Below are 25,912 nucleotides of genomic sequence, written 5' to 3' on the forward strand. Positions count from 1 at the left end.
ATCCTGTTGGGAGCGGTCGGGTTAGGCCCGTTCAACTGGATCGGCAATCCCGAGTTAGTGCTCGGCGCGGTGATCTTCGCGCTGATCTGGCAGTTCAGCGGCTACGCCATGGTCGTGTTCCTGGCAGGGTTACAGTCCATCCCGGACGACCAGTTCGAGGCGGCCAAGGTCGACGGCGCCAGCATCTTCAAAACCTACTGGCGCGTCATCATCCCCCAACTCAAATCCTCGTCAGTGAGCGCGGCGGTCATCCTGATGATCTTCGCGCTGAAGGCGTTCACGTTCCTGTTCTCGATGTTCGGCCAGTACCGCGTGCCGAAAGCGACGGACATCCTCGCGACGCTGATGGTCCGCGAGGCGTTCAAACTCCAGAACTGGGCCTACGCCGCCGCCATCGCCACCATTCTCCTGTTGATGGCGCTGGCCGTCATCGCCCCGTATCTCCACTACCAGCACAAACAGGGGAGTCTCTAAGATGAGCAAACAAACCGCAACCACCGACGAGAGTTTCGCCGACATCCTGCCCGAACTGGACTACTGGAAGATCGGCCTCTCTCTCGTGGTCACGTTCTTCTTCGCGTTCTTCCTGGCGCCGATCTGGACCGGGCTGGTCACGTCGTTCAAGACTAGCGCGGCCGTGACCGGCACGACGCCGTTCGCACCGCCGCTGGGCGAGGGATTCACCCTGCAGAAGTGGGGCCGCGCCATCGACCACCTCTCGACGGGGTTCGTCAACAGCCTCGTCATGACCGTCCCCTCGACCATCGCCACCGTGTTCCTCGGCAGCACGGCCGCCTACGGCCTGACGCTGGTCGACTGGGGCGAGCGCGCCCAGTTCAGCGTCCTCATCCTCTTCCTGGTGGGTATCTTCATCCCCTACCAGGCGGTGCTGGTCCCGCTGTCGGACTTCTGGATCAACATCTTCCCGCTCACCGAAATTCTCGCACCGGTGTGGGAGCTCTCGTTCCTCGAGTACGACCACGCGCGGTTGCTCTCGCTGACGATCACCCACGTGGTCTACGGGATCCCTATCTGCATGCTGCTGTTCCGGGGGTACTACATGACGCTCTCGGACGAACTGGTCGAGGCGGCGAAGATCGACGGCGCGACGATCACCACGATCTACCGCCGGATCGTCCTGCCGCTGTCGAAGCCGATGATCGGCGTCGTCTTCATCTACCAGTTCACGATGATCTGGAACGAGTTCCTGTTCAGCCTCACGCTGATCGGCAGTTCATCGAGCCCCGCCGCGACCGTCACGCTCGTCCTCTCCGGACTCGGGACGGACCTGTCGGGGATCGACTTCGGCCTGCGGATGGCCGGCGCGCTGTTCGCCGCGCTGCCGACGATCATCATCTACGTGCTGTTCGCCGAGCAGTTCGCCAAGGGCCTCGCCTCCGACAACTGACCGGCCGTCGGACGCGGGCTCTCGGCGGTGACTCCTCTCGCTTCTCGAAACCATTACCCGTGCGTCCGTCGATACTGAGAGACGAATGCCGAACCGCCCGGAATCGGACCGAACGCCCGCGGTCGACCGTTCACGGAGACGCCGATGAGCGTGAACTTCGGACACCCGGCGTCGTGGGCGCTGGGGCTGGGCGTCCTCGGCGGCGCCATCGCCGGAACCGTCGTCCCGGCGGCGACGCCCGCCGAGGAGTTGCGACACGTCCTCGGATTCATCCTCCTGTTCGGGCCGACGACCTACGTCCTCATCGACCGGTACGGACGCTACTGGGAGTCCAAGCACCCGTACCTGCGGTTCGTCGTCTTCACGCTCTCGCTCGTCGTCGCGACGGTCGTGCTGGTCCAGATCGCCGTCCTGTTGCCGCTGGGGGACGGGACGCTCGCGCAGGCCGTCGAGTTCCTGGCGGCCGTCGGCGGGTTCGTCGTGACCGCGTGGGCCACCTTCTTCGGGGGGGCCGAGCGGCTCTGGGCGGGCTTTCTCGAACGGACCGACACGGAGTGGTGAACGCGGTCGGCCGCGGCGTCGGCCGGAGGTGACGACCTCGCCACGGGCGGCACGTATAGGTAGCTGGACCCGTATCGAACAGTCATGCCATACCACGACGGCGCGGCGCTCTCGTCGGTGTACTCCGCCGCTCGCGAGGGCGGCTACGGCTTCTTCGCGAGCAACGTCACCCAGTTCGATATTCTGGTCGGGGTGCTCCAGGGCGCCGACCGGGTCGGTGCCGACGCAGTCGTCCAGGTGAGTCGGGACTCCGCGGCGTTCTACGGCGGCGGCGACCCCGCCGTCGGCCTCTCGGCGTTCGGCGCCTATCTCGACCAGCTCGCCGAGTTCACTGACGTCGGCGTCTTCTGCAATGTCGACCACGTCCACCTGCCCGACCAGCGCGACTTCCTCGACACCGTCGTCGAGACGGGCGTCGCCTCCTCCGTGATGGTCGACGCCTCCGACCGGCCGTTCGAGGAGAACGTCGAGCGCGTGAGCGAGGCCGTCGAGCAGGTCCGCGAGGGCGAGCGGAGCGAGCCCTCGGATGGAGCGAGCGGGGACAGCGGACCCGCGAGCCGCGAGGGCGGGCAGGAGATGCTCGTCGAGGCGGAACTCGGTCGCGTCGCGGGCACGGAGAGCGGCGTCGAGACCGCCGAGACGGACGCCTTCTACACGGACCCGGAACAGGCCGTCGAGTTCGTCGAACGGACGGGCGTCGACCTGCTCGCCATCTCCGTGGGCACCCAGCACGGCGTGGCGTCGGGCCGTGACCTCGACGTGCGGCCGTCCGTCGCGCGAGAGGTCGACGCGGCGCTGCGCGAGGCGGGTCACGATATCCCGCTGGTCGTCCACGGCGCCTCCGGTCTCTCGGACGACCAGATCGACGCCTTCCTCGACGCCGGGGTCCCGAAGTTCAACAAGAACACCCGGTACCAGTACGAGTACGCCCGGACGGCGGCGGATTTCTACCACGAACACGCCGACGCGATCCGTCCCCCCGACGGCGTCGCGGACGACCGCGGGTCGATGTTCGCGGGGAGCGACTGGTCGCCCGACAAGACGTACTTCCACCCGCAGGTCGTCGCCGGCGAGATCCGCGAGCGACTCGCCGACGTGATGGCCGACCTCTCTGAGCTCACCGGCTGTGCGGGCCGGAGCCTGTACGCCGACCGATGAGCGACCCGTTGCTGGTGGGGATCGACGCCGGGCTGACGAACGTGAAAGCCGTCGCGTTCGACCGGTCGGGGTCGGCCGTCGCGAGCGCGTCCACGGAGACGCCCGGCCGGTCGCCGGCGCCGGGCCGGGACGAACAGGACCACGACGACCTGTGGGCGGCAGTCGCGGGCGTGGTCGGCGACGTGCTGGCCGACGAGGCGGTCGACGCCGCGGCCGTCCGTGGAGTCGGCCTCGCGGGCCACGGTCACGGTCTCTACGCGGTGGACGAGTCGGGCGACCCGGTCTGTGGCGTCAAATCGACGGACGACCGCGGGAGCGACGTGGTCGAGGCGTGGGACGCCGACGGCCGGCTCGACGCGGCGGCGGATCTGCTCGGCTGGCGCCCCTTCGGCGCGGATCCGTACAGCCTGCTGGGCTGGTTCGAGCGGGAGCGACCGGCAGTCGCCGAGCGGATCGACGCGATCCTGTTCTGCAAGGACGTGGTCGCCCACCGACTCACGGGCGAACGAGCGACGGATCCGATGGACGGGTCGGCGCTCGTCCCGCCCGACGGCGACGCGGGTGCAGTGTTCGACGCGCTCGGCCTCGACACCGACCCGTCCGTCGTCCCGGAGCGCGTCGACAGCACGGCCCGGACGGGGACGGTCACACCGGACGCCGCCGAGGCGACCGGGCTTCCGGTCGGGACGCCGGTGGCGACCGGGCTCCACGACGTGGGCGCCTGCGCGCTCGGCGCGGGGGTCACCGCCCCCGGCGAAGCGACCGTCGTCCTCGGCACGTGGGGCCAGAGCGTCGTCGTGACGGGTGGACCCGACGAGGGGACCGGCGGACTCCCCCGTCGATACCTCGACGGCTGGCTCCGCTACCGGGGGACGCGGGCGGGCGCAGCCTGCCTCGACTGGTTCGTCGACGAGTTCGGGGCGGAGTGGCGGGCCGAGGCGAGCGAGCGAGGCGTCGACCCCCACGAGGTGTACGAGGAACGGGCGGCGAGCGTTTCGGCGGGCGCCGACGGTGTGCTCTTTCACCCGTATCTCAACGGGACGACCGACCGACCCGACGCGCGCGGCGGCTTCTACGGACTGGACCTGGACGCGACGAGCGAGACGATGCTCCGGGCGGTGTACGACGGCGTCGCGACGGCGCTCGCGCTCGGCGTCCGTGACTTCGAGGTCCCCGTCGCGGACCTGCGAGTCGGGGGCGGCGGCGCGCGGAGCGCACTGTGGACCCGGACGTTCGCGGACCTGTTCGACGAGACGGTCCGCGTGCCCGACGGCGAAGAGATGGGCGCACGCGGTGGCGCGATCTGTGCCGGCGTCGCCGCGGGAGTCTACGAATCGGCCGACGACGCGGTCGCCGCGGCCGTCGGCGTCGAGCGGAGCCACGACCCGGACCCCGAACGTGTCGAACGGTACCGGGCCGTCGCCGAGGCGTTCGAGCAGGCCCGCGACGCGATGGGACCGGCCTGGGGAACACTAATGGCCCTCTCCGAGCAAGGAACAGGGGAATGAGCACCACCGTGCTGCTGTGTGGCGACCCCCAGCAACCGAGCGAGTACATGCACGAGGCGCTCGGGCACCTCGAAGACCGCGGCGTCGAGTTCGAGCGGATGGACTGGATGGGCGACGCCACCCCCACCGAGTTCCGTGACGAGACGATGAGCATGGAGGCCGAGGGCCCGGGATCGTTCGACGACAGCGACATCGCCGCCCGGATCGAGGGCGTCGACGCCCTCGTCGTCCACAAGGCGCCCGTCTCCCGCGACCTCGTGGAGTCGGCCGACTCGCTCGAACTCGTCGCCGCCGCCCGCGGCGGCACGGAGAACGTCGACGTCGCCGCCTGCGCGGACCTCGGAATCGAGGTCCTGCACGCGCCGGGGCGCAACCGCGACGCCGTCGCAGACTACGCCGTGGCCATGCTCCTCGCGCGCTTCCGCGAGATCCCGTTCAACCACGGCGCCCTCTCCGGCGGCGAGTGGGACCAGGTGTTCGACCCCGAACTGCTTCCCCCCGATATTCGGACCACCGAAATCGGCGTCGTCGGCTTCGGCAACATCGGCCGCGGCGTCGCCCGTCGGCTTTCCGGGTTCGAGCCGACGATCCTCGCTCACGACCCCTACGTCGACGACGACGACATCGCGGACACCGGCGCCGACCCGGTCGCCCTCGACGAACTGCTCGAACGCGCAGACGCCGTGACGCTCCACGTCCGCCTCTCCGAAGCGACGGAGGGGCTGATCGGCGCCGACGAGTTCGAGCGGATGCGTTCGTCTGCCTTCCTCGTCAACACCGCTCGCGGCGGCCTGGTCGACGAGGAGGCGCTCGTCGCGGCCCTCGAATCGGACGAGATCGCCGGCGCCGCGCTCGACGTGTTCCGCGAGGAACCGCTTCCCGACGACCACCCGCTGTTCGACTGCGAGGGCGTCGTCCTCACCCCCCACGTCGCCGGATCGACCCGCGACGCCGTGCTCGGCGGCCCGCGCATCGTCTCCGAGGACCTGGCCCGCTGGCTCGACGGCGAAGACGTGGTCAACTCGGTCAACTGACAGGCGGCCGTAGCGGAGAGATCCGCCGGTATCGGGGCGCTCGCCCCCGGTCTTTACATTTCCCGGCTCCGATACCTAGCCATGCGATTCGGAATCATCAGCACGGCGGACATCGGGCTGGAATCGGTCGTCCCGGCAATCGTCGCCAGCGACCACGAGGTCGCGGCAATCGCCTCCCGCGACGGCGCCGCAGCGGAGGCCGCGGCGGACCGCTTCGACGTGGAATCGGCCTACGAAGGCTACGAAGCGATGTTCGAAGACAAGAGCCTCGACGCGGTGTACAACCCGCTCCCGAACGGGCTGCACGGCGAGTGGACGAAGAAGGCCGCCGACCACGGCCTGCACGTCCTCTGTGAGAAACCGCTGACCGGGAGCGCGGCCGAGACCGAGGAGGTCTTCGACTACTGCGAGGACGCGGGCGTCACGCTCATGGAGGCGTTCATGTATCGGTTCCACCCGCTGACCGAGCGCGCGTCGGAGATCGTCGACGAGGAACTCGGCGACGTGCGCGCGGTCACGTCCGCCTTCACCTTCCGGATGCCCGACGGCGCCGAAGACATCCGCCTCGACCCCGACCTGGACGGCGGGTCCGTCTACGACGTGGGCACCTACGCCATCAGCGCGGCGCGGCTGTTCCTGGGCGAACCGGACCGCGTCTACGCGCACACTCACGACGGGCGCGACAGCGGGGTCGAGACGGAGATGGCCGGCGTGCTGGAGTACGACTCCGGTGCGAGCGCGCGCATCCAGTCGGGCTTCGAGACGCCGCTGACGCAGTACTACCGCGTCGAGACGACCGACGGCTGGCTGAAAGCGGAGCCGACGTTCGACGTCGACGTCGAGGGCGAGACCTCGCTGACGTACAGCGTCGACGGCGACGAGGTCACCGAGACGTTCGACCCGGCGGACCACTACCGCCTGGAGGTCGAGCACTTCGCCGAGTGCGTCGAGAGCGGGGAGACGCCGCGGATCGACCGCGCCGAGAGCGTCAATCAGGCCCGCGTCATCGACGCCGTCCTCGAGAGCGGCGAGCGCGGTGAGGCCGTCGAACTGGACTGAAAACGGCGAAATTCCGCCTGCGGTCCGCCGTCGGCTCAGAAGTGCGAGAGCTTGTCGCGTCGATAGAGGTCCAGCGAGGTGATGGAGTTGGGTGACTCCTGGCGGACGACGTAGGCGACGGCGTCGGCGACTTCGATGGCCTCGGTGACTTCGCCTGGCTCGAACGCTTCCTTCGACGGGGTGCCGCTCTCGGACCCGAACTCCGTGCGGACCTCCGTCGGGTTGATCGAGGAGACCGCCACGTCGTCTTCGCCGAGGCTGGCCTGCAGGCTGATGGCGAACCCGCGAGTCCACCACTTCGTCGCGGCGTACACCGGGTTGGCCGGTCGCGGGTGGTTGCCGGACATGCTCCCCATGAACACGAGGTGGCCGGCGGTCTCTTTGAGATGCGGGATGGCCTCGCGGGCCGTGTAGAACATCCCGTCGACGTTGACGCCGCGCATCAGCCCGTACTCCTCGTCGGTCAGCTCCGCCACCGGCTCGTCGACGGCGAGGCCGGCGTTACACACCGCGACGTCGAGGCGCCCGAAGCGTTCGACGGTCGCCTCGACCAGCGCCGCGACGGCGTCGGAGTCCGTCACGTCCGTCGAGACGACCTCGACGGCCGCGTCGTACTCCGTTCGGATCTCTTCGGCGAGCGATTCCAGTTTCTCCGTCCGGCGGGCGGCGACCGCCACGTCGGCGCCGTCCTCGGCCAGGACGCGAGCGATCTCCGCGCCGATACCGGAACTCGCGCCGGTCACTACCGCCGCCTGTCCGTCGAGCGGGTCCGTCCGCCGACTGGGTCTCTCAACCATACTCCGATCTCACGACCGGTGATTGTACGTGTTTTCCCGGTCTGGGCGACACGAACGGGTTCGAACGCCACCCGGCGAGGCGACCTCGGCGGACCACCGTCTCGCTCGGCCCCTCGCAGGCCCCGTCTCGCTCGATCCCCTGCAGACTCGGTTCCGTTCGGTCCCCTGCAATCTCGGTTCCGTTCGGTCCCCTGCAATCTCGGTTCCGTTCGGTCCCCCGACGGGGCGAACCGGGGGCCGGATCCGGCAGTAGCGGCGGGTCTCTCCGGGACTTCCGCGGACCAGATGATTAATCAACAGAAATTATATCCGGGGTGATCCCCTATCGGCGAGCGAATGTCACGAGCAGTCGTTACTGGCGGTCTCGGCGGCGCGGCGAGTTGGGTCGTTTCTTCGCTCGCGGAGCAGGGCTGGGACGTGCGGAGCATCGACTTCCGGCGGCCGAGCGACCCGGGCGCCGGCCCGGCGAACGTCGACTTCCGGGCCGCGGACCTGACCGACCAGGGCCAGACCTGGGAGCTCATCTCGTCGTTCGATCCGGACTACGTGATCCACTTCGCCGCCTATCCGAACCCGCTGGGCCACGGCGGCGCGCACGTCTACGAGAACAACTCGATCAGCACCTACAACGTCCTCTCGGGCGCGGGCAGCGCCGGCGCCGATATCGTCTGGGCCTCCAGCGAGACGGTCTACGGCACGGTCTTCGCCGAGCCCTCGTTCCTCCCCGACTACTTCCCGATCGACGTCGACCACCCGATGCGGCCAGAGGACCCCTACGGGACCTCCAAGGTCGCCGGCGAGGAGATCGCGAAGATGGTCACCCGGAAGTACGACGTGAAGGCCGCCTCGATCCGCCCGTCGTGGATCAACTACCCCGGCAACTACGACGCGACGACCATCCGCGAGAACTTCGACGTGGAGACGGCGAGTCTCGACGACGACTTCGGCGTCACCTTCCACAACGCCGCGGGCAACTTCTTCTCGTACGTCGACATCCGCGACGTGGTCTCGCTGGTCGAGCGCGCGATGGAGGTCGACTTCGACGGCCACGAGCCGTTCATGGCCGTCGCGAAGGAGAACCTGCTCGGCGTCGACACCGCCGACGCCGTCGAGGCCACCTACGGCGACCTTCCTCCAGAGGTCGACCTGGAGGGCGACCAGTCGGCGATCGATTACAAGAACGCCCGCGAGGTCCTCGACTGGGAGCCCGAGCACTCCTGGCGCGAGGCCGAGGACGAGTCCGTCGAGGGACCGACGTTCGTCTGAGACGCGGTCGAATCGTCGCGTTTCCGCCGGAGCGCGAGAACTTAGGCCCCGGCGGTCGTAGTTCCAGGTATGACAGTCATCGGGTTCCTGAGCGTCGCACCGGTCATCGAGGGGAGCATGTCCGAAGAGGTCGCGAAGGCGGTCGCTGCGCTCGACGAGTTCGACGTGGGCTACGAGACGACGCCGATGGGGACGATCATCGAGGCAGACGACTCCGCGGAGCTGTTCGCCGCGGCGCAGGCGGCTCACGAGGCCGTCGACGCCGACCGCGTCAGCACGGTCCTGAAAGTCGACGACAAGCGGACGGTCGACCAGGCCGCGAGCGAGAAGGTCGACGCCGTCGAGGAACACCTCGGTCGCGCGGCCAGGCGCGACCGGTCGAAGTAGCCGCGGTGGCCGTCTACTGGTCGCCGCGCCAGCCCGGGCTCACAACCGGGGGTTCTTCAAGGCAGGCGCACGCGAAGGGAGCGTATGGTAGCGTTCTGGCGGCTCGTCGTCGGCGGGGTCGCGGTCGTGCTCGGCGTCGGGTGGGTCCTGGCACCGACGCGGATGTCCCGGCTCCAGACCCGACTGCTGTACTTCGGCCTCGCCGACGACGACTACGAACAGACGGACCAGCAACAGCTGATCGGCCGCATCTCCGGCGCGCTGCTGGCGGTCCTCGGCGTGGCCTTCGCGCTGGGTTTCTCGCTGTGACACCGCTCAGCCTCTGGTCGTGACACCGCTCGGCCCCTGACCGTGACACCGCTCGACCGGCTCCGGGGCTCGCCGCGACGGCGTCGAACCGAAGATGCAAGTCCCGCGGGCGAGCACAGCCGTGTATGGAGAGTCTCAACCGGACCGCGACCGACCTGGTCGACGAAGCGATTGACTTCGCCGACGAGTTGAACGTCGCCGTCCACCAGCTGGACAACGAGGCGCTCGTGCTGGACTTCGGCGTCGACGTGCCGGGCGGCGTCGAGGCGGGCCTGATGCTCGCCGAGATACAGACCGCCGGCCTGGCGACCGTTCAGAGCCGGATGGACGAGGTCGCGGGCGCACCGCTGACGCACGTCGAACTCTCGACCGACCACCCCGCGATGGCGCTGCTCTGTTCGCAGAAGGGCGGCTGGGAACTCAGCGTCGACGGGTTCGAGGGACTCGGGAGCGGCCCGGCCCGCGCGCTCGTCGCCGAGGAAGAGGAGTTCCAGCGGGTCGGCTACCGCGACGACTTCGAGTTCGCCGTCCTCGCCGTCGAGACCGAGACGGTCCCCGACGAGGACGTAGTCGACCACGTCGCCGAGGTCGCGGGCGTCGCCGAGAGCGGCGTCTTTCTGCAGGCGTTCTCGACGGCGAGTCTCACCGGGAGCGTCACCGCCGCGGCCCGCGCCGCGGAACTGGCGACCTTCCGGCTCTCGGAACTGGGCTACGACCCGCTGGATATCCTGTCGGCGTCCGGGTCAGCGCCCGTCGCGCCGGTCGCCGGCGACGAGGAGACGGCCATCGCCCGGACGAACGACGCGCTGGCCTACGGTGGCCAGGTCCACCTCGTCGTCGACGAACCGTTCGACCGGTTCGACGAGGTGCCCTCGATCGCGACCGACGAGTACGACCGGCCGTTCGCGGACATCTTCGCCGACGCTGACTGGGACTTCCACGAGGTGCCCGAGTCGGTGTTCGCCCCCGCGCAGGTCACGGTCGACGTGGTCGGCGGCGACACGCACGTCCTCGGCGACGTGAACGAGGAGCGCCTCGCCGAGAGCTTCGGCCTGTAGATGCGCTACAAGGTCGTCCCGCCGGTCCGGGACCGCGAGTTCCTCGAAGCCGCACAGCGCGCGGTGCCGCTCGTCCCGGGGACGGTGGAGGACTGTTGTATCAGACTGGTCGACGAGACCTCCGCCCCCTCCCGGGACGCCGCCCGCGAGTTCCTCACCTTCCTCCAGGCGCTGGAACTGGTCGAGGAGACGCCGCGCGGGTTTCGACGGCGCCGGGTGGAGGTCGCCGACGCCGACCTGGCCGACACGTTCGAGCGCCGCGTCTTCGGCGCGAGCGAGCTCCTCGACGCGCTCCGGATCGACGGGCCGCTGACCGCCGACGAGGCGTTCGAGGCGCTACGTGAAGCCGTTCCCCGCTGGGAACGCGACCGGCATACCGACTGGGTTGCCGAGTGGCGCCAGCGGACCGAGCGACTGCTCGACTGGAGCGTCGTCTTCGGACTTGCGGAGCGCGAGAACGGGCGCTACCTGGCCGCCGGTTCGGTCTGAGACGGTTTGGATCGCTCCCGGAGTCCTGGCACACCAGGCCTGTATATAGACAACGTCTGCTGAAGACACATCTCAGACGTTCGTCCGCCAGGGGACCGTCCTCGAACGGAACCGAAATCCATTAGCTATGTCCAACGCCTCGTTTGCGGTATGCGTGAGTTCGAGTTCGTCCTCACCTACGAGGCGGGCGCAGACGAGTTGATGGACGAGTTCGTGGGAGAGTCGGAACTGCGCGCGCGGACGGCGGCGTGTTTCGCCAACGAGCGGTCGATGTGGCGGGTCGACCACGTCCTCGGACCCGAACCGGCGCTCGACGCGGTCGAGACGCGGTTTCTCGACGAGTCGGTCTGCAACGAGTGTCTCGACGTCGAGGGGTGTGCGTCCACCCGCGAGTACCAGGTGCTGAGTCGGGACCCCGAACACCGCGTGTACTTCACCCGGCGCGAGGAGATCCAGCACTGCCACTCCATCCCGTACCTCGCGGTCGACCACGTCGGCGACGGACTGCTGATCGAGGCCGAACGGGACGGTCCGGAGTACGTCTGGCGGCTGCTGGTGCCCGACGGCTGCGCCGTAGGAGAACTCTACGACCGGATCGACGAGCGACTTCGCGAGGGGATCGGACTCGAACTCAGCCACGTCTCGGACCCGAAAAACTGGAACGGTGGCTACGACACCGACGGCATGCTGTCCACCGAGGAGCGCGAGGCCGTCGCGAGCGCGGTCGAAGCGGGCTACTACGGGACGCCGCGCGAGACGACCGTCGCTGACCTCGCGGAGGAACTGGACACGCCCCACTCGACGGTCCAGTACCGCCTCCAGCGCGCCGAGGAGAAAGTCATGACGCGGTTCGCCGCGGAGACGCTCTGAGCGGTCTCGACGCTCTCAGCCGTCGGGGGGCCCGAGCGTGGCCGTCGCGAGGCCGGCGAGCGAGAGCGCGGCGCCGGCCAGCAGGAACGAGTCGGTCCACCCGAGCGAGACGACGAGGCCGCTGGCGACCGTTCCACCGAAGACGCTCCCCCAGATCTTCGCGCTGTAGAGCAGCGCGTAGTTCTGCGAGGAGTTGGCCTGTCCGTAGTAGTCGCCGACCAGACTCGGGAACACCGAGAAGGGCGGACTGCGGAAGAGCGCCGCCGCGCCCGCGAGCGCGACGAACGCCCACGCCGCGTCCGCCCCGCCGACGGGGACGGTCGCGGCCAGCGCGAGACCGCCGAGGACGAGGGAGGCCGCGACGGTCCGCTCGCGACCGAGCCTGTCCGAGACGCCGCCGATGAGGGCGATCCCGAGCGCGTCCGAGACCGCGACGACGGAGGCGCCCGCGGTCGCGACCGCGGCAGGCAGACCGAAGGCGTTCGCGTAGGAGATGACCTTGCCGATGAGCATCAGCCCCACGCCGTTGACGACGACGAACACCACGTAGAGCACCCAGAACTGCCACGTTCGGATCGTTTCGCGCCAGCCGTACTCCACGGCGCTCGTCTCGGCGTCCGACCGGTCGTCGCTCGTCTCGGCGTCGCGGGAGTCGTCGGTCATCCCCGGTGGGTCCCGGAGGACGACCGCTGCGAGGAGTGCGGCGGCCCCGACCGCGATGCCGAGCGCGAGGAGCGTCGTCTCGAACGCGTCGTCGACACCGCGACGGACGCCTGGGATGAGCAGGAAGCTCACGCCGCTGTAAGACATCGTGACTGCCCCGGTCGCCAGCCCGCGACGGTCGGTGAACCACTTGACCGGCGTGTTGACCGCGACGGTGTAGACGAATCCGGTCCCGATCCCGCCGAGCGCGTAGGCGACGTACACCTCCGGGAGCGACCCGGCGACACCGGTCCAGGCGTAGCCGACGACCACCAGCGGCGCGCCGACGAGCAGCGGGATCCGCGGCCCGGAGCGGTCCCGAACCCACCCCGCCGGGAACTGCGAGACGGCCTGGAAGACGAGAAAGAGGGTGAAGACGGTCCCGAGCGCCGGCTCGGGCGCCCCCAGTCGCGCACCGAGTGGGAGCCGGATCGACGACCAGACGAACTGGTAGGTACCGATCAGTCCCATCGCCAGCGCGGCGACTGCGACCAGCGCCCAGCGCCGGCGGCCGCCGATCCCGTCGGGGTCCGACATGTCCATCAGCGACGTTAGCGCTCGCCGTAATGAAACTCACGACACTGCCGTCGTGGTGTCGGCCGCGAGGCACGTCGCGAGCGCGCGGAACCCCCGGAACCGAGTCGGTCGACCGCGGAATCGTCTTCAGTCGTCGAGGAGCGTCTCGACCATCCCGTCGACGTACTCGATCTCGTCTTCGTTGACGCCGTGACCCATCCCCTCGTAGAGCCGTTTCTCGACGTCGGCGTCGAGTTTCTCCAGCACCTCGGCGGTGACGTGCACGCGCTCCTCGGGGATGTGTGGGTCCACGTCGCTGCAGCCGAGGAAGGCGGGCGTGCCCTCCAGCGACCCCTCGAACTCGTCGGGGTCGATCGTCTCGCCGATGAGCCCGCCGGAGAAGGCGACGCACCCCCCGTAGCGCCGGGGATTGCGCGCGACGTACTCGCTGCCGAGACACGCGCCCTGCGAGAACCCGAGAACCATCACCCGCTCGGTCGGGACCCCGTGCTCGTTCGCCCGTTCGACGGCGCCGTCGATGGCCCGCAGCCCGGACGAGCGGCCGGGTTCGTTCGACTCGACGGGCCGGAGGAAGGAGTTTGGATACCAGGTGTTACGGTCGGCCTGCGGGGCCAGCAACGCCAGTCCGTCGCGGTGGAGTTGGCGACCCATCTGGAGGATGCTCTCGGCCGTCGCGCCCCGCCCGTGGACGAGGATCAGGGCGGCCTCGGCCTCGTCGAGGGGCGTCCCGGCCGTTTCGAGCGGTTGTCCCTGGTGCGGGCCGTCCATTCAGGCCACCCCCTGATCGACGGCGGTATCCAGTCGTCGTTCCTCGCCCGGTGGGTCCTCTCGAAGCACGGAACCGATGTCTGTCACGCTCCCCAATAGATCCCGGACCGTCAAAGTCTCTCGCCGACGTCGACGCCACCCCGTGACGCCCGTGTCACCCGCCGAGGAGCGTCGGCCCGCGGCTCGTTCTACAGCCCGAGCCGCTCTCGGGCCTGGTCGGGCGTCGCCACCTCGCGCCCGAGTTCGTCGGCGACGCGGACGACCCGCTCGACGAGTTGCGCGTTGCTCTCGGCGAGTTCGCCCTTCCGGTAGTAGACGTTGTCTTCCAGGCCGACGCGGACGTTGCCGCCGAAGAGGATCCCCATCGTCGCGAAGGGCAACTGGTGGCGCCCGAACCCGAGCGTGTTGAACAGCGCGCCCTCGGGCAGGTTGTCGACGGCGTTCAGGAAGTTCCGCGGACGAGGGCGCGTCAGCGTCCCCGGACCGAAGATGAGCGTCGCGTAGACCGGATCCGCGAGATCCCGGCGGTCGAGCAGGCCGTGGACCTCGTTGAGATGGCCGTCGTTGAACACCTCCAGTTCGGGCTTGATCCCGCGGTCGGCCATCTCGTCGTAGAGCGCGTCGATAGTCGCGATCGTGTTCTCGCTCGTGAGGCGGTCGTACCGGTTCAGCGGTCCCATGTCGAGCGACGCCATCTCCGGCGGGGGGTCGGTCCGCAGTGAGCGGTGACGTTCCTCCGTCGGCGCCTGCGTCGCGCCCGTCGTGTGCTGGATGACCACGTCGTCGGCGTACCGGCGGATCGCGTCGTCGATCGCCTGGAATCGCTCGGTGGAGAAGGCGCGTTCCCCGTTGTCCTGCCGCGCGTGAACGTGGACGATAGCGGCGCCCGCGTCCTCGGCGGCCGCGGCCGCCTTCCCGATCTCCTCGGGCGTCTCCGGCAGGTTCGGGTTTGCCTCCTTCCCGTGGATGCCGCCGGTCAGCGCCGCCGTGACGACCACGGGTTCGTCGGCGAGAAAGCGCTCGTAGGTCACGAGTCGTCCTCCCCGTGGTCGCCGTCGGATTCGTGGTCCCCCGGGTCGGCGTGTTCGGCGTAGATCTCGCAGTCGGTCTCGTGGTCGAGTTCGAAGCGGTCGTTACAGATGTCCGCGCGCATGGGCTGGACGAAGCGCTCGGCGGCCTCGCAGTAGGCGCGTGCCTCGTCAAAGGACGCCCCGTCCGCTGACTCGTGGTAGGAGAGATACGGGCAGGTCACGCCCGAGGTTAGGTGTGCGGACAGTTAACAGTAGTCGGTAGTGGTGTTCGACTGCAGGATCGTGGCCGCTCAAGACAAGTGGACGACTGAACGCCATAGCATCCGCCGAGCGAAGCGAGGCGGTTTACCGCCGAGGGGGCGAAGCCCCCGAAGGCGGCCTTTTTCACCCATGTTTTTGGCGGGTGGGTTCCCGCAGCGAGCGAAGCGAGCGAGGAAACCCACCCGCGAAAAAGATGGTTCCGCAAGGTTGTTTACCGGACTCGGCGAGAGACGGATATGAACTTCTACGACCGACTGGCCGACCGGATCGCGACCGTCGACAGCGTGGTCTCGGTCGGACTCGACCCCGATCCGGCCAGAATCCCCGAGCACCTGGAGGAGTACGACCTGCCCCGCTGGGCGTTCAACCGCCGCATCATCGACGCGACCCACGAGCACGCCGCCGCGTTCAAGCCCAACGCCGCCTTCTACGAGGACCCCGACGGCTGGAAGGCGCTCCGCGAGACGGTCGCCTACGCCCACGGCAAGGACGTGCCCGTCCTGCTGGACGCCAAGCGCGCCGACATCGGCAACACGGCACGCCAGTACGCGGAGCTGCTCGACGACGACGGCATGAACGTCGACGCCATCACCGTCAACCCGTATCTCGGCCGGGACTCGCTGGAGCCGTTCCTCTCACGGGAGGACAAGGGGGTGTTCGTCCTCTGTCGGACCTCTAACCAGGGCGGCGCCGACCTGCAGGACCTCGAACTCGAATCGGGCGAGCCGCTCTACGAGCGCGTGGCCGCGCTCGCGGACCTGTGGAATCGAAACGACAACGTCGGCCTCGTCGTCGGCGCGACGGCGCCGGACGAACTCGAAGAAGTGCGCGAGATCGTCCCCGACATCCCGTTCCTCGTCCCCGGCGTCGGCGCACAGGGCGGCGACGCCGAGGCGGCCGTCGAACACGGCCTCGCGAACGGCGTCGGCCTCGTCAACTCCTCGCGCGGGATCATCTTCGCCGGCGAAAACCAGGGCGAAGCGTTCGCCGACGCCGCCGGACAGGCAGCGAAGCGACTGAAGAAACGACTGAATCGATACCGATAGCGTCGGGCTGCACAGCTCCCCGTCACAATTATCGGGTCACGCAATCTGCCCGGTCGTACGCTCCCTCGACGCTGCTCAGTACTCGTAGGTGTCGACGCCGTCGGGCATGTCGTCGGGCGTGCCCGTCGGGTCGGAGGGGTCGCCGCCGCGGATCTCCGCGACGCACTCGCTGCAGACGCCGAGTTCGGCGTCGAAGTGGCGGTCACAGACCAGGTTCCCGCAGCGGTCACAGGTGTGGTCTACCGCGGGCTGCTGGCAGATCTCACAGAGCCCGGAAACGCTCATGGGAGACGTTGGGTCGCGACGCGTTTAGGGGTTTGGCCGGCGGGCGCGACAGCCCGATATCGACCGTTCGACCGGGTGCCCGGCCGAGACGTTTAGGGGGGTCCGCCACGAAGACCGGAGCGTGTACGGCCCTCGTCTCGTCTCCGCGCTCGCGGCCGTCTTCGCGGCCACGGCGGTCCTGTTCGCGATCTTCGGGTTCGCCTACAACCTCGGCTTCTTCGCGGTGGCGGCGCTGTTCGGCGCGGTCGCGTACTTCATGTGGTACCACGCGTCCGGGCGATTCGCACAGCGGCTCTACCGTAGCGTCGAACGGCGGGCCGAGCCCGGCACCGAGCGCGGTGGTTTCGGTGCGGGACCCCGCGAGGACTGGGAACCTCCCCGCGACGAGGGTGCGCGACGCCGTGCCCGTGCTGCTGGGGGACAGGGACGGCGAGTCCGCCAGGAGCAGCGAGGCGGTCGCCGAGGGCGCGGGCGCGGACCGGGCCAGCAACGTCGCCAGCGCGCCGCGGCGGCCGCCCAGCGCGGCGGCCCGACCGCGGCGGAAGCGTACGACACGCTCGACCTGGAGCCCGGCGCCGACGACGACGCGGTGAAGGCGGCCTACCGCGAGAAGGTCAAGGAGGTCCACCCCGACGCGGCGTCCGGCGACGAGGAGCGGTTCAAGAAAGTCAACGCCGCGTACGAACGGCTGACCGACGACTGATCGCGGCCCGACGGCCGGTCACAGACTGTCGCACACCTGCCGCGACCGAATACTGTTTTGCCCTCCCCGACCCAGCACGGACCAGTGACTCCGCCACTCGCCGTCGACATCGACGGGACACTCACCGACGAGCATCGCGCCGTCTACCCGCCAGTCCTCACCGTGTTACGCGAGTGGGACGCGCCGGTCGTCGTCGCCACGGGGAAGGCGCTACCCTACCCGGTCGCCCTCTGCGAGTTCGCTGGCATCGAGCGGACGGTCGTCGCCGAGAACGGCGGCGTCGCGTTCGTCCACGCGACCGACGACCTGCTCTTCGTCGGCGACCGCGAGGCCGCCCAGCGGGTCGTCGACGAGTACGTCGCCGCCGGCCACGAACTCGGCTGGGGCTCGCACGACCTGATCAACCGCTGGCGAGAGACCGAGGTGGCTGTCAGCCGCGAGGCGCCGCTGGAACCGCTCCAGCGCATCGCCGCCGACCACGGCCTCGAAGTCGTCGACACTGGCTTCGCCTACCACGTCAAATCGCCCGAGGTGAGCAAGGGGCGGGCACTCGAAGCCGTGGCGGAGCGACTCGGCCGCGACCCCGATGAGTTCGTCGCCGTCGGCGACTCGATCAACGACGTGTCGACCTTCGAAGTCGCAGGGCGATCGTACGCGGTCGCGAACGCCGACGAACCGGCCCGCGAGACCGCCGACGTCGTGGTCGACGGCGAATACGGCGAGGGCTTCCTCGACGCGGTCGAGCGCATCAGGGGGTGAGTCGAAGACGGCGACGGGAGTCCAGGGACCGGGCTGAGCCGGATCTTCGGTAGCTCCGTGGCCGGAGGCACGCTCACCACCACTCCGGACAGATACGGAGCGCTCGGGAGCGCTACGGACGTGAATCGGCGCCGTACCCGGAGAAGGCTTTTGTACCGTCCCCCGTTACCGACCCCCATGAGCCCCGACCGGGCCGTCCTCGAACGCGCCATCGAGCGCGGTGAGCGCGAGGGCGGCAGCGTCGAGTTCAAAGAGCGGCTCACCAAAGACCTCCACCTCACCGACGGCCGTCGCGAGAGCCTGGCGGCGCAACTGCGCCACCGGGTCCTCTCCGGCGACGGCGAGGCGACGTACGTCGTCGGCGTCACGGACGACGGCGGTATCGCCGGCATCGCGCCCGACGAGTTCACCGAGTCGATGGACGTGCTGAGCCTGCTGGCCGAGGAAGCCGACGCCCACATCGAGAACGTCGAGACCTGGGGCGTCGACGCCGAGGGTCACGCCAAGCGGAAGGACAACGGCGCCCCGTCCGAGACGCCGGAGCGTACCGACCGCGACGCGCCCGCCGAGGGGATCGTCGGCGTCGCTATCGTCCGCGAGGGCGCCGTCCTCGAAGACGACGAGCACATCGTCGTCGGGACGGCGGGCCACGTCGACCACGGCAAGTCCACGCTCGTCGGCTCGCTCGTGACCGGCCAGCCCGACGACGGCGAGGGGGGCACGCGCTCGTACCTCGACGTCCAGCCCCACGAGGTCGAGCGCGGCCTCTCCGCGGACCTCTCGTACGGCGTCTACGGCTTCGACGACGACGGTCCGGTCCGCATGGACAACCCCAACCGCAAGTCCGACAGGGCGCGGGTCGTCGAGGAGGCCGACCGGCTCGTCTCCTTCGTCGACACCGTCGGCCACGAGCCGTGGCTGCGCACGACCATCCGTGGCCTCGTCGGCCAGAAACTCGACTACGGCCTGCTGACCGTCGCCGCCGACGACGGCCCGACCAAGACGACCCGCGAACACCTCGGCATCCTGCTGGCGACGGATCTGCCGACGATGGTCGTCGTCACGAAGTCCGACGTCGTGAGCGACGAGCGCCTCGACGAGGTCGAACGCGAGGTCGAGCGACTGCTCCGCGAGGTGGGGAAGACGCCGCTATCGGTCGCCCGCCACGGCGTCGGCGCGGCCGTCGAGGAGATCGACGATACCGTCGTCCCGGTGCTCGCGACCAGCGCCGTCACGATGGACGGGATGGACGACCTCGACGAGATCCTGGAGCGACTCCCCAAGACCGCCGGCCCCGAGGACGACGAGTTCACGATGTACGTCGACCGCTCGTACAAGGTGACCGGCGTCGGTGCCGTGGCCTCGGGCACTATCCGCTCGGGTCGCGTCGAAGCCGGCGACGAACTCCTCCTCGGGCCGATGCAGGACGGGAGCTTCCGCGAGGTGGAGGTCCGATCCATCGAGATGCACTACCACCGGGTGGACAAAGCCAGGGCGGGCCGCATCGTCGGCATCGCGCTCAAAGGCGTCCGCGAAGCGGACGTCGAGCGTGGGATGGCCCTGCTTCCCCACGATGCGGACCCCGAGCCCGTCCGGGAGTTCGAGGCCGAGGTGATGGTGCTCAACCACCCGACCCGCATCGGTGAGGGCTACGAACCGGTCGTCCACCTCGAAACCGTCAGCGAGGCCGCCGCCTTCTACCCCGACGAGGGGCGGCTGCTCCCGGGGGACTCCGGGACGACGCGCGTCCGGTTCAAGTTCCACCCCTACATGGTAGAGGAGGGCCAGCGGTTCGTCTTCCGCGAGGGTCAGTCGAAGGGCGTCGGGAAGGTCACCGACGTCGACGTCGAGGACTGACCGATCGCCCGTGCCGGTGTAGTATCAGGCCTAATCGCCGCAGGGGGCGACTACGGCTTCGGTATCAAAGCGATACCCCGGGAAATATCGTCCAAACGACGCTCCGAGTTTCTACCCCGACGTTACTGCGCGAACAGCCGGTCGGTAACTTTGGAGGGTACTGCCGTGACCTGCACACGCGCACTGCGCGTGACCGAGCGCGACGCGCAGCCCGTGTGAACGAACGAGTAAACCAATGAACCAGCAAAACAAGCGCGGACGACAGGGACAGTACCAGCAGACAGGCCAGCAGCCGACACAACAGACGGGTCAACAGCCCCAGCAGATAACTCAGCAGCCGATCCAGCAGCCGACACAACAGAGAGGACAGCAGGGCCGCGGCGCGGACCAGGGCCCCCAGGACCGGCGTCACTCCCCGCAGTTCCGCCAGCGCATGCACGAACTCGCGGAACAGCGACCACGCGATCCGCAGACCGGCCAGTTCCTGCCGATGGGATCGCAGGCCGGTCAACAGAGCCAGCAGTACCAACCGCAGCCTCAGCAGATAACTCAGCAGCAGCCCAGCCAGCAGGGTCAGCAGTCCTTCCAGCAGCAGCCACAGACCCAGCAGCAGACCGGCGGCCAGCCGTCCTTCACCCAGCAGCCCCAGCCTCAGCAGATGAGCCAGCAGCCCCAGCCTCAGCAGATGAGCCAGCAGCCCCAGCCTCAGCAGATAGGACAGCAGCCGACTGAGCAGCTGGGCCAACAGCCCCAAACTCAGCAGCTGGGCCAGCAGCCGACACAGCAGCTCGGCCAGCAGCCGGCCCAGCAGATGGGTCAGCCGGGTCGTGGCGCCGACCAGGGCCCCCAGGACCGGCGTCACTCCCCGCAGTTCCGCCAGCGCATGCACGAACTCGCGGAACAACGACCGCGTGACCCGCAGACCGGCCAGTTCCTGCCCGAGCAGAGCCAGCAGGGCCAGAGCGAGCAGCGTTCCGGCGGTCTGCAGAGCCAGTCCGGCGGACAGATGTACGCCCAGCGGAGCCAGCAGGAAGAGCAGGGACAGCGGTCCCAGCAGCAGAACTTGCAGTAGACGCGAGACGACCGAGGCGGCCGTCCCGTTGGGCGGTCACGCCGCTGATTCGCGTTCTCACCCCTTTTTCGCACTGACGAATGACCGGATAGCCGCGCCGCTGGCGGGCGGTTTCTGGAGAACGAAAGCAACCTCCGAGTAGGGCCCCGTCGCGGTCGCGGCGTTTCAGGATTCCATCTTCTGGATGATCTGGGTGGCCGCGTCGCGCGCCTCGGCCTCGTCGGCGACGCTGTCGACGGGGACGAGCACGCTCTGGGCCGTCCAGTCCTCGTTGCCGTGCTCGTCGCCGGTCCGGACTTCGGCGCCGTCGACGACGGAACGAGCGACGTTCTCCGCCCAGTCGGGCGTGCGGATCTCGTCGAAGTCGTCGGGGTCGCGGTACGTGACGTGGTAGTAGTTCTCGGTCTGTTCGACGTCCTGAATCGACGGTGCGCTCGCCATCATCGTCAGTTTCGCCGTGCCGGACGAGAGTCGTTTGCCGGCAATGGAAAGGCCCGCGAGTCCGCCCGCGCCGCCCGCTCACCCGGTACGCATGACCGCGTGCAAGAGCGTCGACTCGGCCTTGCGGAGGTGTTCGGCCGCGGTGCTGGGCGCACAGTCGAGGACGTCGGCGACCGCCTCGTGGCTCGCGGTCCGGGGCACGTCGTAGTACCCGAGGTCGAGCGCGGCGTCGACGGCTTCGCGCTGGCGGTCTGTGAGCCCTACCGTCGGCGCGGCCCGGCTCGCCGCGAGCCCGCCGACCGCCTCGACAGTCACGTCGACGGGATCAGGGACCTGCTCGACCGCGGCCTGTATCTCCGCCTCGGGACCGAATATCGAGAGTGTCACGCCGCCGTCGGCGCCGTAGACGATCGGTGGGACGACGACCAGCCCGCCGCTGGTGATCGGCTCGAACATGTCCCGGAGCGGCTCGGTCGTCGCGTCGCGAACGTAGGCGTAGAACGACCCCTCGCCGGCGGGTTCGATATCGTAGCCGACAACGACGTCGAACTCCTCGGCGGCGGCGGCGAAAGCGTCCGGGTCCCCCTCGACGTAGTGGAGGATCCCCAGCGCGTCGCCGGTGAAGTTCCACTGGAGCGCCGTCCCTCGCTCCACGAACGGCGCGTTCGTCATCACGCCGTACATCGGGTGGATCTCCCCCTCCCGCCCGTTCGCCGTGATCCGCACGCGAACGCGCTTCATGCGAGCCAGTCCGACCGGATCTGTTGATAAACCTACCGGACTGATCCGGCAGCAACGCCACGACGTCCCGGAGCGTAGCGACGCACATGAGCGAAACGCTAGTGACTGGTGCGTCCGGGACGCTCGGAGGGGCGTTGCTCCCGAGACTGGTGGACGCTGGGGTGGTCGTCCGTGCCGCGAGTCGATCACCGCCGGACGGGGACGCCGAGGCCGGCGCCCAGACGCGAACGGAAGAGACGGAGGGCCGTGTCGAATGGGTCGAGATGGACCTGGTCGACGGAACCGGGATCGAGTCGGCGGTCGCCGACGTGGATACCGTCGTTCACGCGGCGAGCGCACCGACCGGCGACACCGAAGCCGTCGACGTGCGCGGGACGGAGCGACTCCTCGACGCGGCGGCCTCCGCGGGCGTCGAACACGTCGTCTACGTGTCGATCGTGGGCATCGACGAGATCCAGTACTCCTACTACCAGCACAAACTGACCGCCGAACGAGCCGTCGAATCGAGCGACGTGCCCGCGACGATCGTGCGTGCGACGCAGTTCCACTCGTTCGTCGACGAGATCCTCGCGACGGTCTCGCGCCTGCCGGTGTGGCCGCTCCCGACGCGGTTCCGGGTTCAGCCGGTCGACCACCGCGAGGTCGCCGACGCGCTCGTCGAATACGCGACTGGGGAGCCACGGGGGCGCGTTCCACCGGTCGGGGGGCCGGAGGTGCGGTCGCTGGGCGAGCTGGCGACGGCGTATCGGGAAGCTCGCGGCCTCCGACGGCCGATCGTCCGGCTCCCGATCCCGGGCTCGACGGCGAGCGCGTTCCGCGAGGGGCGGGCGACCTGTCCGGACCGTGCAGTCGGGATGACGACGTGGGAGGAGTGGCTGGCGGCGGAGTACGGCGGCGACTCCGAGCCCACGGCGGCACCGCCCTCGGGAGCGCCGTCGTGACCGCGAACGCGTCCGAGACACGCGACTGGCGGCGACTCGCGGTCCTGGGCGCCGTCGGTGCCCACCTCGCTCTCACGGGGAGCCACGCCGTCGCGCACGTCTCGATCCCGGTCCCGAACCCCGACTGGCAGATCGCGTACGCCGTGCTCGTGCTGATGGGCCTCCCCGTCGCCGGCGCCGTCCTCGCCGCCCGCGGGGCCGTCGGCAGGGGCGCGCTGCTCGTCTTCGTCGGTGGCGTCGGCGGGCTGGTCTTCGAAGTCCTCGCGCACTTCGTCGTTCACAGCCCGGACCACGTCGCGAGCGTCGAGTCCGGGCGAGCACTGTTCGCGGGGACTGCAGGGCTTTCCGTCCTCGGTGACGCACTACTCGTCGCGGCTGCGGGACGGGTGCGCTGGAGTCAGACCCACGGTTCTTCGACCAGGTCGTGGAGCGACTCGACGACGTGATGGGGTTCGGGGTCGGGGTCGGTCTCGTCGCCGTCGGCGAGCCAGACCGAGCGCAGCCCGGCCGCGTGGGCGCCCGTGACGTCGGAGGGCAGCGAGTTGCCGACGTGGACTGCTCGGCCGGCCTCGACGCCGAGTTCGTCGAGTGCGATGTGGAACGGCTCGGGGTCGGGCTTGTACGGGGCGTCGTGGCCCCCGTGGACGATCACCTCGAAGCGGTCTTCGATGCCGAGTCCCGCCAGCTTCTGGGACTGCATCCAGGGATCGCCGTTGGTGACCATGCCGATCCGGTACGGCTCGGCCAGCGCGTCGAGGGCGCGTTCGGCCCCGTCGAGGAAGGCGACGTTAGTCTGGTCGCGCTCGTCGGTGTAGATGTCCGCGATCTCCTCGCCGACGGCCTCGCCGTGGCCCGCCTCGGCGGCGAAGGTCCCGAACGCCGCCCGCCGCGTGTCGCGGATGTCGTCGCCGGCGTCGGAGAACTCGCCCAGTCGCTCGATGTACTCCGCGCCGTCGAAGAAACGCTCGACGCCGACTCGCTCGAACGCGATCTCGAGGATGTCGTCGGCGCTCCGCTCGTACGTACAGAGGGTGTCGTCCAGGTCGAACAGCACCGCCTCCACGGGACCGGTCATTACCGGGGAGTTGCCACTGCGACGGCAAAAGCGGGTCGCTTCCCTGCCGACCGGACGGCCGTCCCCGACGACGCGAGTGCCGGGAGCGGCGTCAGTCGCTCTCCGACAGCCCGGCGACGAGCGCGTCGACCGCCCGCTTGACGGCCGCGCCGGACTCGACGCGGACGGTGCCGCTCTCGGGGATCGACAGCCCAGTATCGTGGGCGGCGTCCGTCACTGTCTCGGCAGCGGCGTCCGTGACAGCCTCGGCACGGTGATCCATCGTCATCGCCGCGGCGTGAGGGTAGATCCGGACGGTCCCGACACGTTCGCCGCGAAATTCCACGCCGTAGGCGACAGTCCCGTCGGGCGACGGCTCGGCGTCGGGGTCGGCGTCGACGACGCCCACGTCGCCGAGGGTGCCGCGGTCGCGACCCGACAGTTCCGAGGAGAGCAACTGGGCGATGCGCTTGCCGTCGGTGACGCGGTCTTCGACCATCACTCGCCCCCCAGCTCGGTCGCGGCGCGGTCGGCCAGATCGCCGATCTCGACGCCTTCGCGGCGGGCGTAGACGACCGCCGCGGCCTCCACGGTGACGCCGAGGTCCGCCTGCAGACTGTTGACGTCGGCCACGGCCGTCTGCTTTTCGACGCCCGCCTCCACGAGCGCGTCGAGCGCTCGCTCGAAGTTCGACCGCTGTCGCAACACGTCGTCGTCGGGGACGAAGTCGTCGGGGACCGACACCTCGCGCGGGGTGAACGTCGGGACGACGTCGTCGTCCTCGCGGTCGAGCAACCCCTCCGTGACGGCCACGTCGACCAGCCGCTTGGCCTGTTCGGGGGAGAACCAGTCGCGGTCGAGCGAGAGCGCGACGACGAACTCGCTCTCCGAGAGGGTCTCTCGGCCCTTGGCGCGGAACGGGACGGCCACGGCGCGGCGCAGACTCATCGTCACTCGATGGGTGTGCGCCGGCACGTAACGTTGCCGGTCGGCGCTGGGCCGGTGGAGGGCGTCTGGCTGCTCACTGCCGTCCGGGCGGGGCCGTCTGGCCGCTCGGCCCCGGCAGGTCGAGGACCGCTCGGTCGCGACTCCGCCGCAGGGCCTTCGGCAGGGCGTCCGGGCCGACCGGGAGTCGAGAGGTTCAAGTACACGCTGTGACACTGCACACGTATGAAGTTCCAGGGACGCTCCACTCGCAAGCGCACCGGCGGCCGGCGCCGGAACTTCCGCAAGAAGAAAAAGCACGAACTCGGCGACCAGCCGACAGAGACCCGCCTCGGCGAGTCGCGGATCAAGACCGTCGACGCCCGCGGCAACACCGAGAAGGTCCGCGCCATCACCGCCGACACCGCGAGCGTCGCCACCGACGGCGACGTCGTTTCCGCCGAGATCGAGGACGTCGAGGAGAACCCCTCGAACCCCAACTACGTCCGACGGAACATCGTCACGAAAGGCGCCATCATCCAGACCAGCGAAGGGCGCGCCCGGGTCACCTCCCGTCCCGGTCAGGACGGCCAGATCAACGCCGTCCTCGTCGAGTAACGCCGCAGAATCCTCCGATTTCTTCCCGTTCTCCGCGCCGACGAGCCTCGCTACTGCGCTCGCGAGGAGCGGTAGTGCCGGCGGCCGGTCCTACGTTCCGGTCTGCGGCCGATCCGGCGTCTGGGCCCGCGACCGGTCCTGCCTTCGGGTCCGCGACCGGTCCAGCCTTCGAGTCCGCGACCGGTCCAGCCTTCGGGTCCGGCGATCGGGGTCCGCGCTCGGACACCGACGGCTCACCGAGTCGGTCTATATATCGTTCCGGTGGGCT

33 protein-coding genes are annotated in these 25,912 nt (G+C 69.3%); 21 read left to right on the forward strand and 12 right to left on the reverse strand.

Features of this window, described 5'->3' with window-relative positions; translation table 11 throughout:
- The 7 genes from ACMGFE_RS19700 to ACMGFE_RS19730 form a co-directional block, all read left to right on the forward strand.
- Window positions 1-474 (forward strand): carbohydrate ABC transporter permease (locus ACMGFE_RS19700; RefSeq protein WP_436926979.1); only part of this gene is annotated, 474 nt, incomplete at its 5' end.
- A gap of 1 nt (window position 475) precedes the next feature.
- Entirely contained in the window at window positions 476-1,408 is a 933-nt protein-coding gene (locus tag ACMGFE_RS19705; RefSeq protein ID WP_436926980.1) for a carbohydrate ABC transporter permease, read from the forward strand.
- Window positions 1,409-1,552: 144 nt separating this feature from the next.
- Window positions 1,553-1,969, forward strand: coding sequence for a hypothetical protein (locus ACMGFE_RS19710; protein ID WP_436926981.1), 417 nt, complete (start codon window positions 1,553-1,555; stop codon window positions 1,967-1,969).
- Between the two features lie 84 nt (window positions 1,970-2,053).
- The gene (locus ACMGFE_RS19715) at window positions 2,054-3,127 is read left to right on the forward strand and encodes a class II fructose-bisphosphate aldolase (RefSeq protein ID WP_436926982.1); all 1,074 of its coding nucleotides are present in this window, start codon (window positions 2,054-2,056) and stop codon (window positions 3,125-3,127) included.
- Window positions 3,124-4,635, forward strand: a complete 1,512-nt coding sequence (locus ACMGFE_RS19720; protein WP_436926983.1) for an FGGY-family carbohydrate kinase — start codon at window positions 3,124-3,126, stop codon at window positions 4,633-4,635. Before ACMGFE_RS19715 ends, ACMGFE_RS19720 begins: the two co-directional genes overlap by 4 nt.
- On the forward strand, window positions 4,632-5,669 hold the full coding sequence (locus ACMGFE_RS19725; protein ID WP_436926984.1) for a 2-hydroxyacid dehydrogenase: 1,038 nt from the start codon (window positions 4,632-4,634) through the stop codon (window positions 5,667-5,669). Before ACMGFE_RS19720 ends, ACMGFE_RS19725 begins: the two co-directional genes overlap by 4 nt.
- An 81-nt stretch (window positions 5,670-5,750) precedes the next feature.
- The gene (locus ACMGFE_RS19730; protein WP_436926985.1) at window positions 5,751-6,728 is read left to right on the forward strand and encodes a Gfo/Idh/MocA family protein; all 978 of its coding nucleotides are present in this window, start codon (window positions 5,751-5,753) and stop codon (window positions 6,726-6,728) included.
- A gap of 35 nt (window positions 6,729-6,763) precedes the next feature.
- Here ACMGFE_RS19730 and ACMGFE_RS19735 read toward each other — a convergent pair whose 3' ends face one another.
- Entirely contained in the window at window positions 6,764-7,525 is a 762-nt protein-coding gene (locus tag ACMGFE_RS19735; protein ID WP_436926986.1) for an SDR family oxidoreductase, read from the reverse strand.
- A 336-nt stretch (window positions 7,526-7,861) separates the two neighbouring features.
- On the opposite strand from ACMGFE_RS19735, the gene ACMGFE_RS19740 reads away from it, so the two are divergent.
- The 6 genes from ACMGFE_RS19740 (at window position 7,862) to ACMGFE_RS19765 (ending at window position 11,904) form a co-directional block, all read left to right on the forward strand.
- Window positions 7,862-8,791, forward strand: coding sequence for an NAD-dependent epimerase/dehydratase family protein (locus ACMGFE_RS19740; RefSeq protein WP_436926987.1), 930 nt, complete (start codon window positions 7,862-7,864; stop codon window positions 8,789-8,791).
- 69 nt (window positions 8,792-8,860) lie between these two features.
- The gene (locus ACMGFE_RS19745) at window positions 8,861-9,178 is read left to right on the forward strand and encodes an MTH1187 family thiamine-binding protein (protein ID WP_436926988.1); all 318 of its coding nucleotides are present in this window, start codon (window positions 8,861-8,863) and stop codon (window positions 9,176-9,178) included.
- An 84-nt stretch (window positions 9,179-9,262) separates the two neighbouring features.
- A complete protein-coding gene (locus ACMGFE_RS19750) occupies window positions 9,263-9,487 on the forward strand; it encodes a DUF6199 family natural product biosynthesis protein (RefSeq protein WP_436926989.1) in 225 nt (74 codons plus the stop codon).
- A gap of 125 nt (window positions 9,488-9,612) precedes the next feature.
- Window positions 9,613-10,545, forward strand: a complete 933-nt coding sequence (gene mch / locus ACMGFE_RS19755) for a methenyltetrahydromethanopterin cyclohydrolase (protein WP_436926990.1) — start codon at window positions 9,613-9,615, stop codon at window positions 10,543-10,545.
- Complete coding sequence (locus ACMGFE_RS19760) at window positions 10,546-11,034, forward strand: double winged helix-containing putative transcriptional regulator (RefSeq protein WP_436926991.1); 489 nt, start codon at window positions 10,546-10,548, stop codon at window positions 11,032-11,034.
- A gap of 150 nt (window positions 11,035-11,184) precedes the next feature.
- Complete coding sequence (locus ACMGFE_RS19765) at window positions 11,185-11,904, forward strand: helix-turn-helix domain-containing protein (RefSeq protein ID WP_436926992.1); 720 nt, start codon at window positions 11,185-11,187, stop codon at window positions 11,902-11,904.
- A gap of 15 nt (window positions 11,905-11,919) precedes the next feature.
- Here the strand turns inward: ACMGFE_RS19765 and ACMGFE_RS19770 are convergent, their stop codons facing one another.
- The 4 genes from ACMGFE_RS19770 to ACMGFE_RS19785 all read right to left on the reverse strand — a co-directional run bounded on the left by ACMGFE_RS19770 (window position 11,920) and on the right by ACMGFE_RS19785 (window position 15,163).
- Window positions 11,920-13,149 (reverse strand): MFS transporter, encoded by a 1,230-nt coding sequence (locus ACMGFE_RS19770; protein ID WP_436926993.1) that lies wholly within the window; start codon window positions 13,147-13,149, stop codon window positions 11,920-11,922.
- Window positions 13,150-13,269: 120 nt separating this feature from the next.
- Window positions 13,270-13,911 carry an alpha/beta hydrolase gene (locus tag ACMGFE_RS19775; protein WP_436926994.1) on the reverse strand — a complete coding sequence of 214 codons (642 nt, stop codon included), beginning with the start codon at window positions 13,909-13,911 and terminating at the stop codon, window positions 13,270-13,272.
- Between the two features lie 188 nt (window positions 13,912-14,099).
- Window positions 14,100-14,942: a beta-keto acid cleavage family enzyme gene (locus tag ACMGFE_RS19780; protein ID WP_436926995.1), complete on the reverse strand. Its 843-nt coding sequence runs from the start codon at window positions 14,940-14,942 to the stop codon at window positions 14,100-14,102.
- A complete protein-coding gene (locus tag ACMGFE_RS19785; protein ID WP_436926996.1) occupies window positions 14,939-15,163 on the reverse strand; it encodes a hypothetical protein in 225 nt (74 codons plus the stop codon). Before ACMGFE_RS19785 ends, ACMGFE_RS19780 begins: the two co-directional genes overlap by 4 nt.
- Before the next feature lie 276 nt (window positions 15,164-15,439).
- Here ACMGFE_RS19785 and pyrF point away from each other — a divergent pair, with 276 nt between their 5' ends.
- Window positions 15,440-16,249, forward strand: coding sequence for an orotidine-5'-phosphate decarboxylase (gene pyrF / locus ACMGFE_RS19790; protein WP_436926997.1), 810 nt, complete (start codon window positions 15,440-15,442; stop codon window positions 16,247-16,249).
- A 75-nt stretch (window positions 16,250-16,324) separates the two neighbouring features.
- Here the strand turns inward: pyrF and ACMGFE_RS19795 are convergent, their stop codons facing one another.
- Entirely contained in the window at window positions 16,325-16,534 is a 210-nt protein-coding gene (locus tag ACMGFE_RS19795; protein ID WP_436926998.1) for a hypothetical protein, read from the reverse strand.
- A gap of 121 nt (window positions 16,535-16,655) precedes the next feature.
- Here ACMGFE_RS19795 and ACMGFE_RS19800 point away from each other — a divergent pair, with 121 nt between their 5' ends.
- From ACMGFE_RS19800 to ACMGFE_RS19810, 3 genes are all read left to right on the forward strand, one after another.
- Complete coding sequence (locus ACMGFE_RS19800) at window positions 16,656-17,237, forward strand: J domain-containing protein (protein ID WP_436926999.1); 582 nt, start codon at window positions 16,656-16,658, stop codon at window positions 17,235-17,237.
- 84 nt (window positions 17,238-17,321) lie between these two features.
- Entirely contained in the window at window positions 17,322-17,996 is a 675-nt protein-coding gene (locus tag ACMGFE_RS19805) for a phosphoglycolate phosphatase (protein WP_436927000.1), read from the forward strand.
- Between the two features lie 177 nt (window positions 17,997-18,173).
- Window positions 18,174-19,853 carry a GTPBP1 family GTP-binding protein gene (locus tag ACMGFE_RS19810; RefSeq protein WP_436927001.1) on the forward strand — a complete coding sequence of 560 codons (1,680 nt, stop codon included), beginning with the start codon at window positions 18,174-18,176 and terminating at the stop codon, window positions 19,851-19,853.
- A 64-nt stretch (window positions 19,854-19,917) separates the two neighbouring features.
- On the opposite strand, the gene ACMGFE_RS19815 is transcribed toward ACMGFE_RS19810, so the two are convergent.
- On the reverse strand, window positions 19,918-20,757 hold the full coding sequence (locus ACMGFE_RS19815; protein ID WP_436927002.1) for a hypothetical protein: 840 nt from the start codon (window positions 20,755-20,757) through the stop codon (window positions 19,918-19,920).
- Here ACMGFE_RS19815 and ACMGFE_RS19820 point away from each other — a divergent pair.
- Window positions 20,737-20,925, forward strand: coding sequence for a hypothetical protein (locus ACMGFE_RS19820; protein WP_436927003.1), 189 nt, complete (start codon window positions 20,737-20,739; stop codon window positions 20,923-20,925). The genes ACMGFE_RS19815 and ACMGFE_RS19820 overlap by 21 nt on opposite strands.
- Window positions 20,926-21,090: 165 nt before the next feature.
- Here ACMGFE_RS19820 and ACMGFE_RS19825 read toward each other — a convergent pair whose 3' ends face one another.
- Window positions 21,091-21,366, reverse strand: a complete 276-nt coding sequence (locus ACMGFE_RS19825; protein ID WP_436927004.1) for a hypothetical protein — start codon at window positions 21,364-21,366, stop codon at window positions 21,091-21,093.
- A gap of 78 nt (window positions 21,367-21,444) precedes the next feature.
- Complete coding sequence (locus tag ACMGFE_RS19830; RefSeq protein WP_436927005.1) at window positions 21,445-22,107, reverse strand: helix-turn-helix domain-containing protein; 663 nt, start codon at window positions 22,105-22,107, stop codon at window positions 21,445-21,447.
- Between the two features lie 86 nt (window positions 22,108-22,193).
- On the opposite strand from ACMGFE_RS19830, the gene ACMGFE_RS19835 reads away from it, so the two are divergent.
- Both ACMGFE_RS19835 and ACMGFE_RS19840 read left to right on the forward strand, forming a co-directional pair.
- Window positions 22,194-23,048, forward strand: a complete 855-nt coding sequence (locus tag ACMGFE_RS19835) for an SDR family oxidoreductase (RefSeq protein ID WP_436927006.1) — start codon at window positions 22,194-22,196, stop codon at window positions 23,046-23,048.
- Complete coding sequence (locus tag ACMGFE_RS19840; RefSeq protein WP_436927007.1) at window positions 23,045-23,494, forward strand: hypothetical protein; 450 nt, start codon at window positions 23,045-23,047, stop codon at window positions 23,492-23,494. The genes ACMGFE_RS19835 and ACMGFE_RS19840 overlap by 4 nt, the downstream gene beginning before the upstream one ends.
- Here ACMGFE_RS19840 and ACMGFE_RS19845 read toward each other — a convergent pair.
- From ACMGFE_RS19845 to ACMGFE_RS19855, 3 genes are all read right to left on the reverse strand, one after another.
- On the reverse strand, window positions 23,446-24,123 hold the full coding sequence (locus ACMGFE_RS19845) for an HAD family hydrolase (RefSeq protein WP_436927008.1): 678 nt from the start codon (window positions 24,121-24,123) through the stop codon (window positions 23,446-23,448). The two genes, ACMGFE_RS19840 and ACMGFE_RS19845, sit on opposite strands and share 49 nt — an antisense overlap.
- A gap of 91 nt (window positions 24,124-24,214) precedes the next feature.
- Window positions 24,215-24,601 carry a DUF7993 family protein gene (locus ACMGFE_RS19850; RefSeq protein ID WP_436927009.1) on the reverse strand — a complete coding sequence of 129 codons (387 nt, stop codon included), beginning with the start codon at window positions 24,599-24,601 and terminating at the stop codon, window positions 24,215-24,217.
- Complete coding sequence (locus tag ACMGFE_RS19855; protein ID WP_436927010.1) at window positions 24,601-25,050, reverse strand: DUF2240 family protein; 450 nt, start codon at window positions 25,048-25,050, stop codon at window positions 24,601-24,603. The genes ACMGFE_RS19850 and ACMGFE_RS19855 overlap by 1 nt, the downstream gene beginning before the upstream one ends.
- Before the next feature lie 222 nt (window positions 25,051-25,272).
- Between ACMGFE_RS19855 and ACMGFE_RS19860 the strand changes: the two genes are divergently transcribed.
- Window positions 25,273-25,644 (forward strand): 30S ribosomal protein S8e, encoded by a 372-nt coding sequence (locus tag ACMGFE_RS19860; protein WP_436927011.1) that lies wholly within the window; start codon window positions 25,273-25,275, stop codon window positions 25,642-25,644.
- Window positions 25,645-25,912: the final 268 nt, after the last annotated feature.

This window comes from Halosimplex amylolyticum, assembly GCF_051414035.1.
In the GTDB taxonomy this organism is placed as follows: Archaea; Halobacteriota; Halobacteria; order Halobacteriales; family Haloarculaceae; genus Halosimplex; species Halosimplex amylolyticum.

Bases quoted from the DNA above. Each gene is read 5' to 3' on its own strand.
- ACMGFE_RS19705 (WP_436926980.1), top strand. From the start codon at position 476: ATGAGCAAACAAACCGCAACCACCGACGAGAGTTTCGCCGACATCCTG.
- ACMGFE_RS19710 (WP_436926981.1), top strand. From the start codon at position 1,553: ATGAGCGTGAACTTCGGACACCCGGCGTCGTGGGCGCTGGGGCTGGGC.
- ACMGFE_RS19715 (WP_436926982.1), top strand. From the start codon at position 2,054: ATGCCATACCACGACGGCGCGGCGCTCTCGTCGGTGTACTCCGCCGCT.
- ACMGFE_RS19720 (WP_436926983.1), top strand. From the start codon at position 3,124: ATGAGCGACCCGTTGCTGGTGGGGATCGACGCCGGGCTGACGAACGTG.
- ACMGFE_RS19725 (WP_436926984.1), top strand. From the start codon at position 4,632: ATGAGCACCACCGTGCTGCTGTGTGGCGACCCCCAGCAACCGAGCGAG.
- ACMGFE_RS19730 (WP_436926985.1), top strand. From the start codon at position 5,751: ATGCGATTCGGAATCATCAGCACGGCGGACATCGGGCTGGAATCGGTC.
- ACMGFE_RS19735 (WP_436926986.1), bottom strand. From the start codon at position 7,525: ATGGTTGAGAGACCCAGTCGGCGGACGGACCCGCTCGACGGACAGGCG.
- ACMGFE_RS19740 (WP_436926987.1), top strand. From the start codon at position 7,862: ATGTCACGAGCAGTCGTTACTGGCGGTCTCGGCGGCGCGGCGAGTTGG.
- ACMGFE_RS19745 (WP_436926988.1), top strand. From the start codon at position 8,861: ATGACAGTCATCGGGTTCCTGAGCGTCGCACCGGTCATCGAGGGGAGC.
- ACMGFE_RS19750 (WP_436926989.1), top strand. From the start codon at position 9,263: ATGGTAGCGTTCTGGCGGCTCGTCGTCGGCGGGGTCGCGGTCGTGCTC.
- mch (WP_436926990.1), top strand. From the start codon at position 9,613: ATGGAGAGTCTCAACCGGACCGCGACCGACCTGGTCGACGAAGCGATT.
- ACMGFE_RS19760 (WP_436926991.1), top strand. From the start codon at position 10,546: ATGCGCTACAAGGTCGTCCCGCCGGTCCGGGACCGCGAGTTCCTCGAA.
- ACMGFE_RS19765 (WP_436926992.1), top strand. From the start codon at position 11,185: ATGCGTGAGTTCGAGTTCGTCCTCACCTACGAGGCGGGCGCAGACGAG.
- ACMGFE_RS19770 (WP_436926993.1), bottom strand. From the start codon at position 13,149: ATGGACATGTCGGACCCCGACGGGATCGGCGGCCGCCGGCGCTGGGCG.
- ACMGFE_RS19775 (WP_436926994.1), bottom strand. From the start codon at position 13,911: ATGGACGGCCCGCACCAGGGACAACCGCTCGAAACGGCCGGGACGCCC.
- pyrF (WP_436926997.1), top strand. From the start codon at position 15,440: ATGAACTTCTACGACCGACTGGCCGACCGGATCGCGACCGTCGACAGC.
- ACMGFE_RS19795 (WP_436926998.1), bottom strand. From the start codon at position 16,534: ATGAGCGTTTCCGGGCTCTGTGAGATCTGCCAGCAGCCCGCGGTAGAC.
- ACMGFE_RS19810 (WP_436927001.1), top strand. From the start codon at position 18,174: ATGAGCCCCGACCGGGCCGTCCTCGAACGCGCCATCGAGCGCGGTGAG.
- ACMGFE_RS19820 (WP_436927003.1), top strand. From the start codon at position 20,737: ATGCACGAACTCGCGGAACAACGACCGCGTGACCCGCAGACCGGCCAG.
- ACMGFE_RS19825 (WP_436927004.1), bottom strand. From the start codon at position 21,366: ATGGCGAGCGCACCGTCGATTCAGGACGTCGAACAGACCGAGAACTAC.
- ACMGFE_RS19830 (WP_436927005.1), bottom strand. From the start codon at position 22,107: ATGAAGCGCGTTCGCGTGCGGATCACGGCGAACGGGCGGGAGGGGGAG.
- ACMGFE_RS19835 (WP_436927006.1), top strand. From the start codon at position 22,194: ATGAGCGAAACGCTAGTGACTGGTGCGTCCGGGACGCTCGGAGGGGCG.
- ACMGFE_RS19845 (WP_436927008.1), bottom strand. From the start codon at position 24,123: ATGACCGGTCCCGTGGAGGCGGTGCTGTTCGACCTGGACGACACCCTC.
- ACMGFE_RS19850 (WP_436927009.1), bottom strand. From the start codon at position 24,601: ATGGTCGAAGACCGCGTCACCGACGGCAAGCGCATCGCCCAGTTGCTC.
- ACMGFE_RS19855 (WP_436927010.1), bottom strand. From the start codon at position 25,050: ATGAGTCTGCGCCGCGCCGTGGCCGTCCCGTTCCGCGCCAAGGGCCGA.
- ACMGFE_RS19860 (WP_436927011.1), top strand. From the start codon at position 25,273: ATGAAGTTCCAGGGACGCTCCACTCGCAAGCGCACCGGCGGCCGGCGC.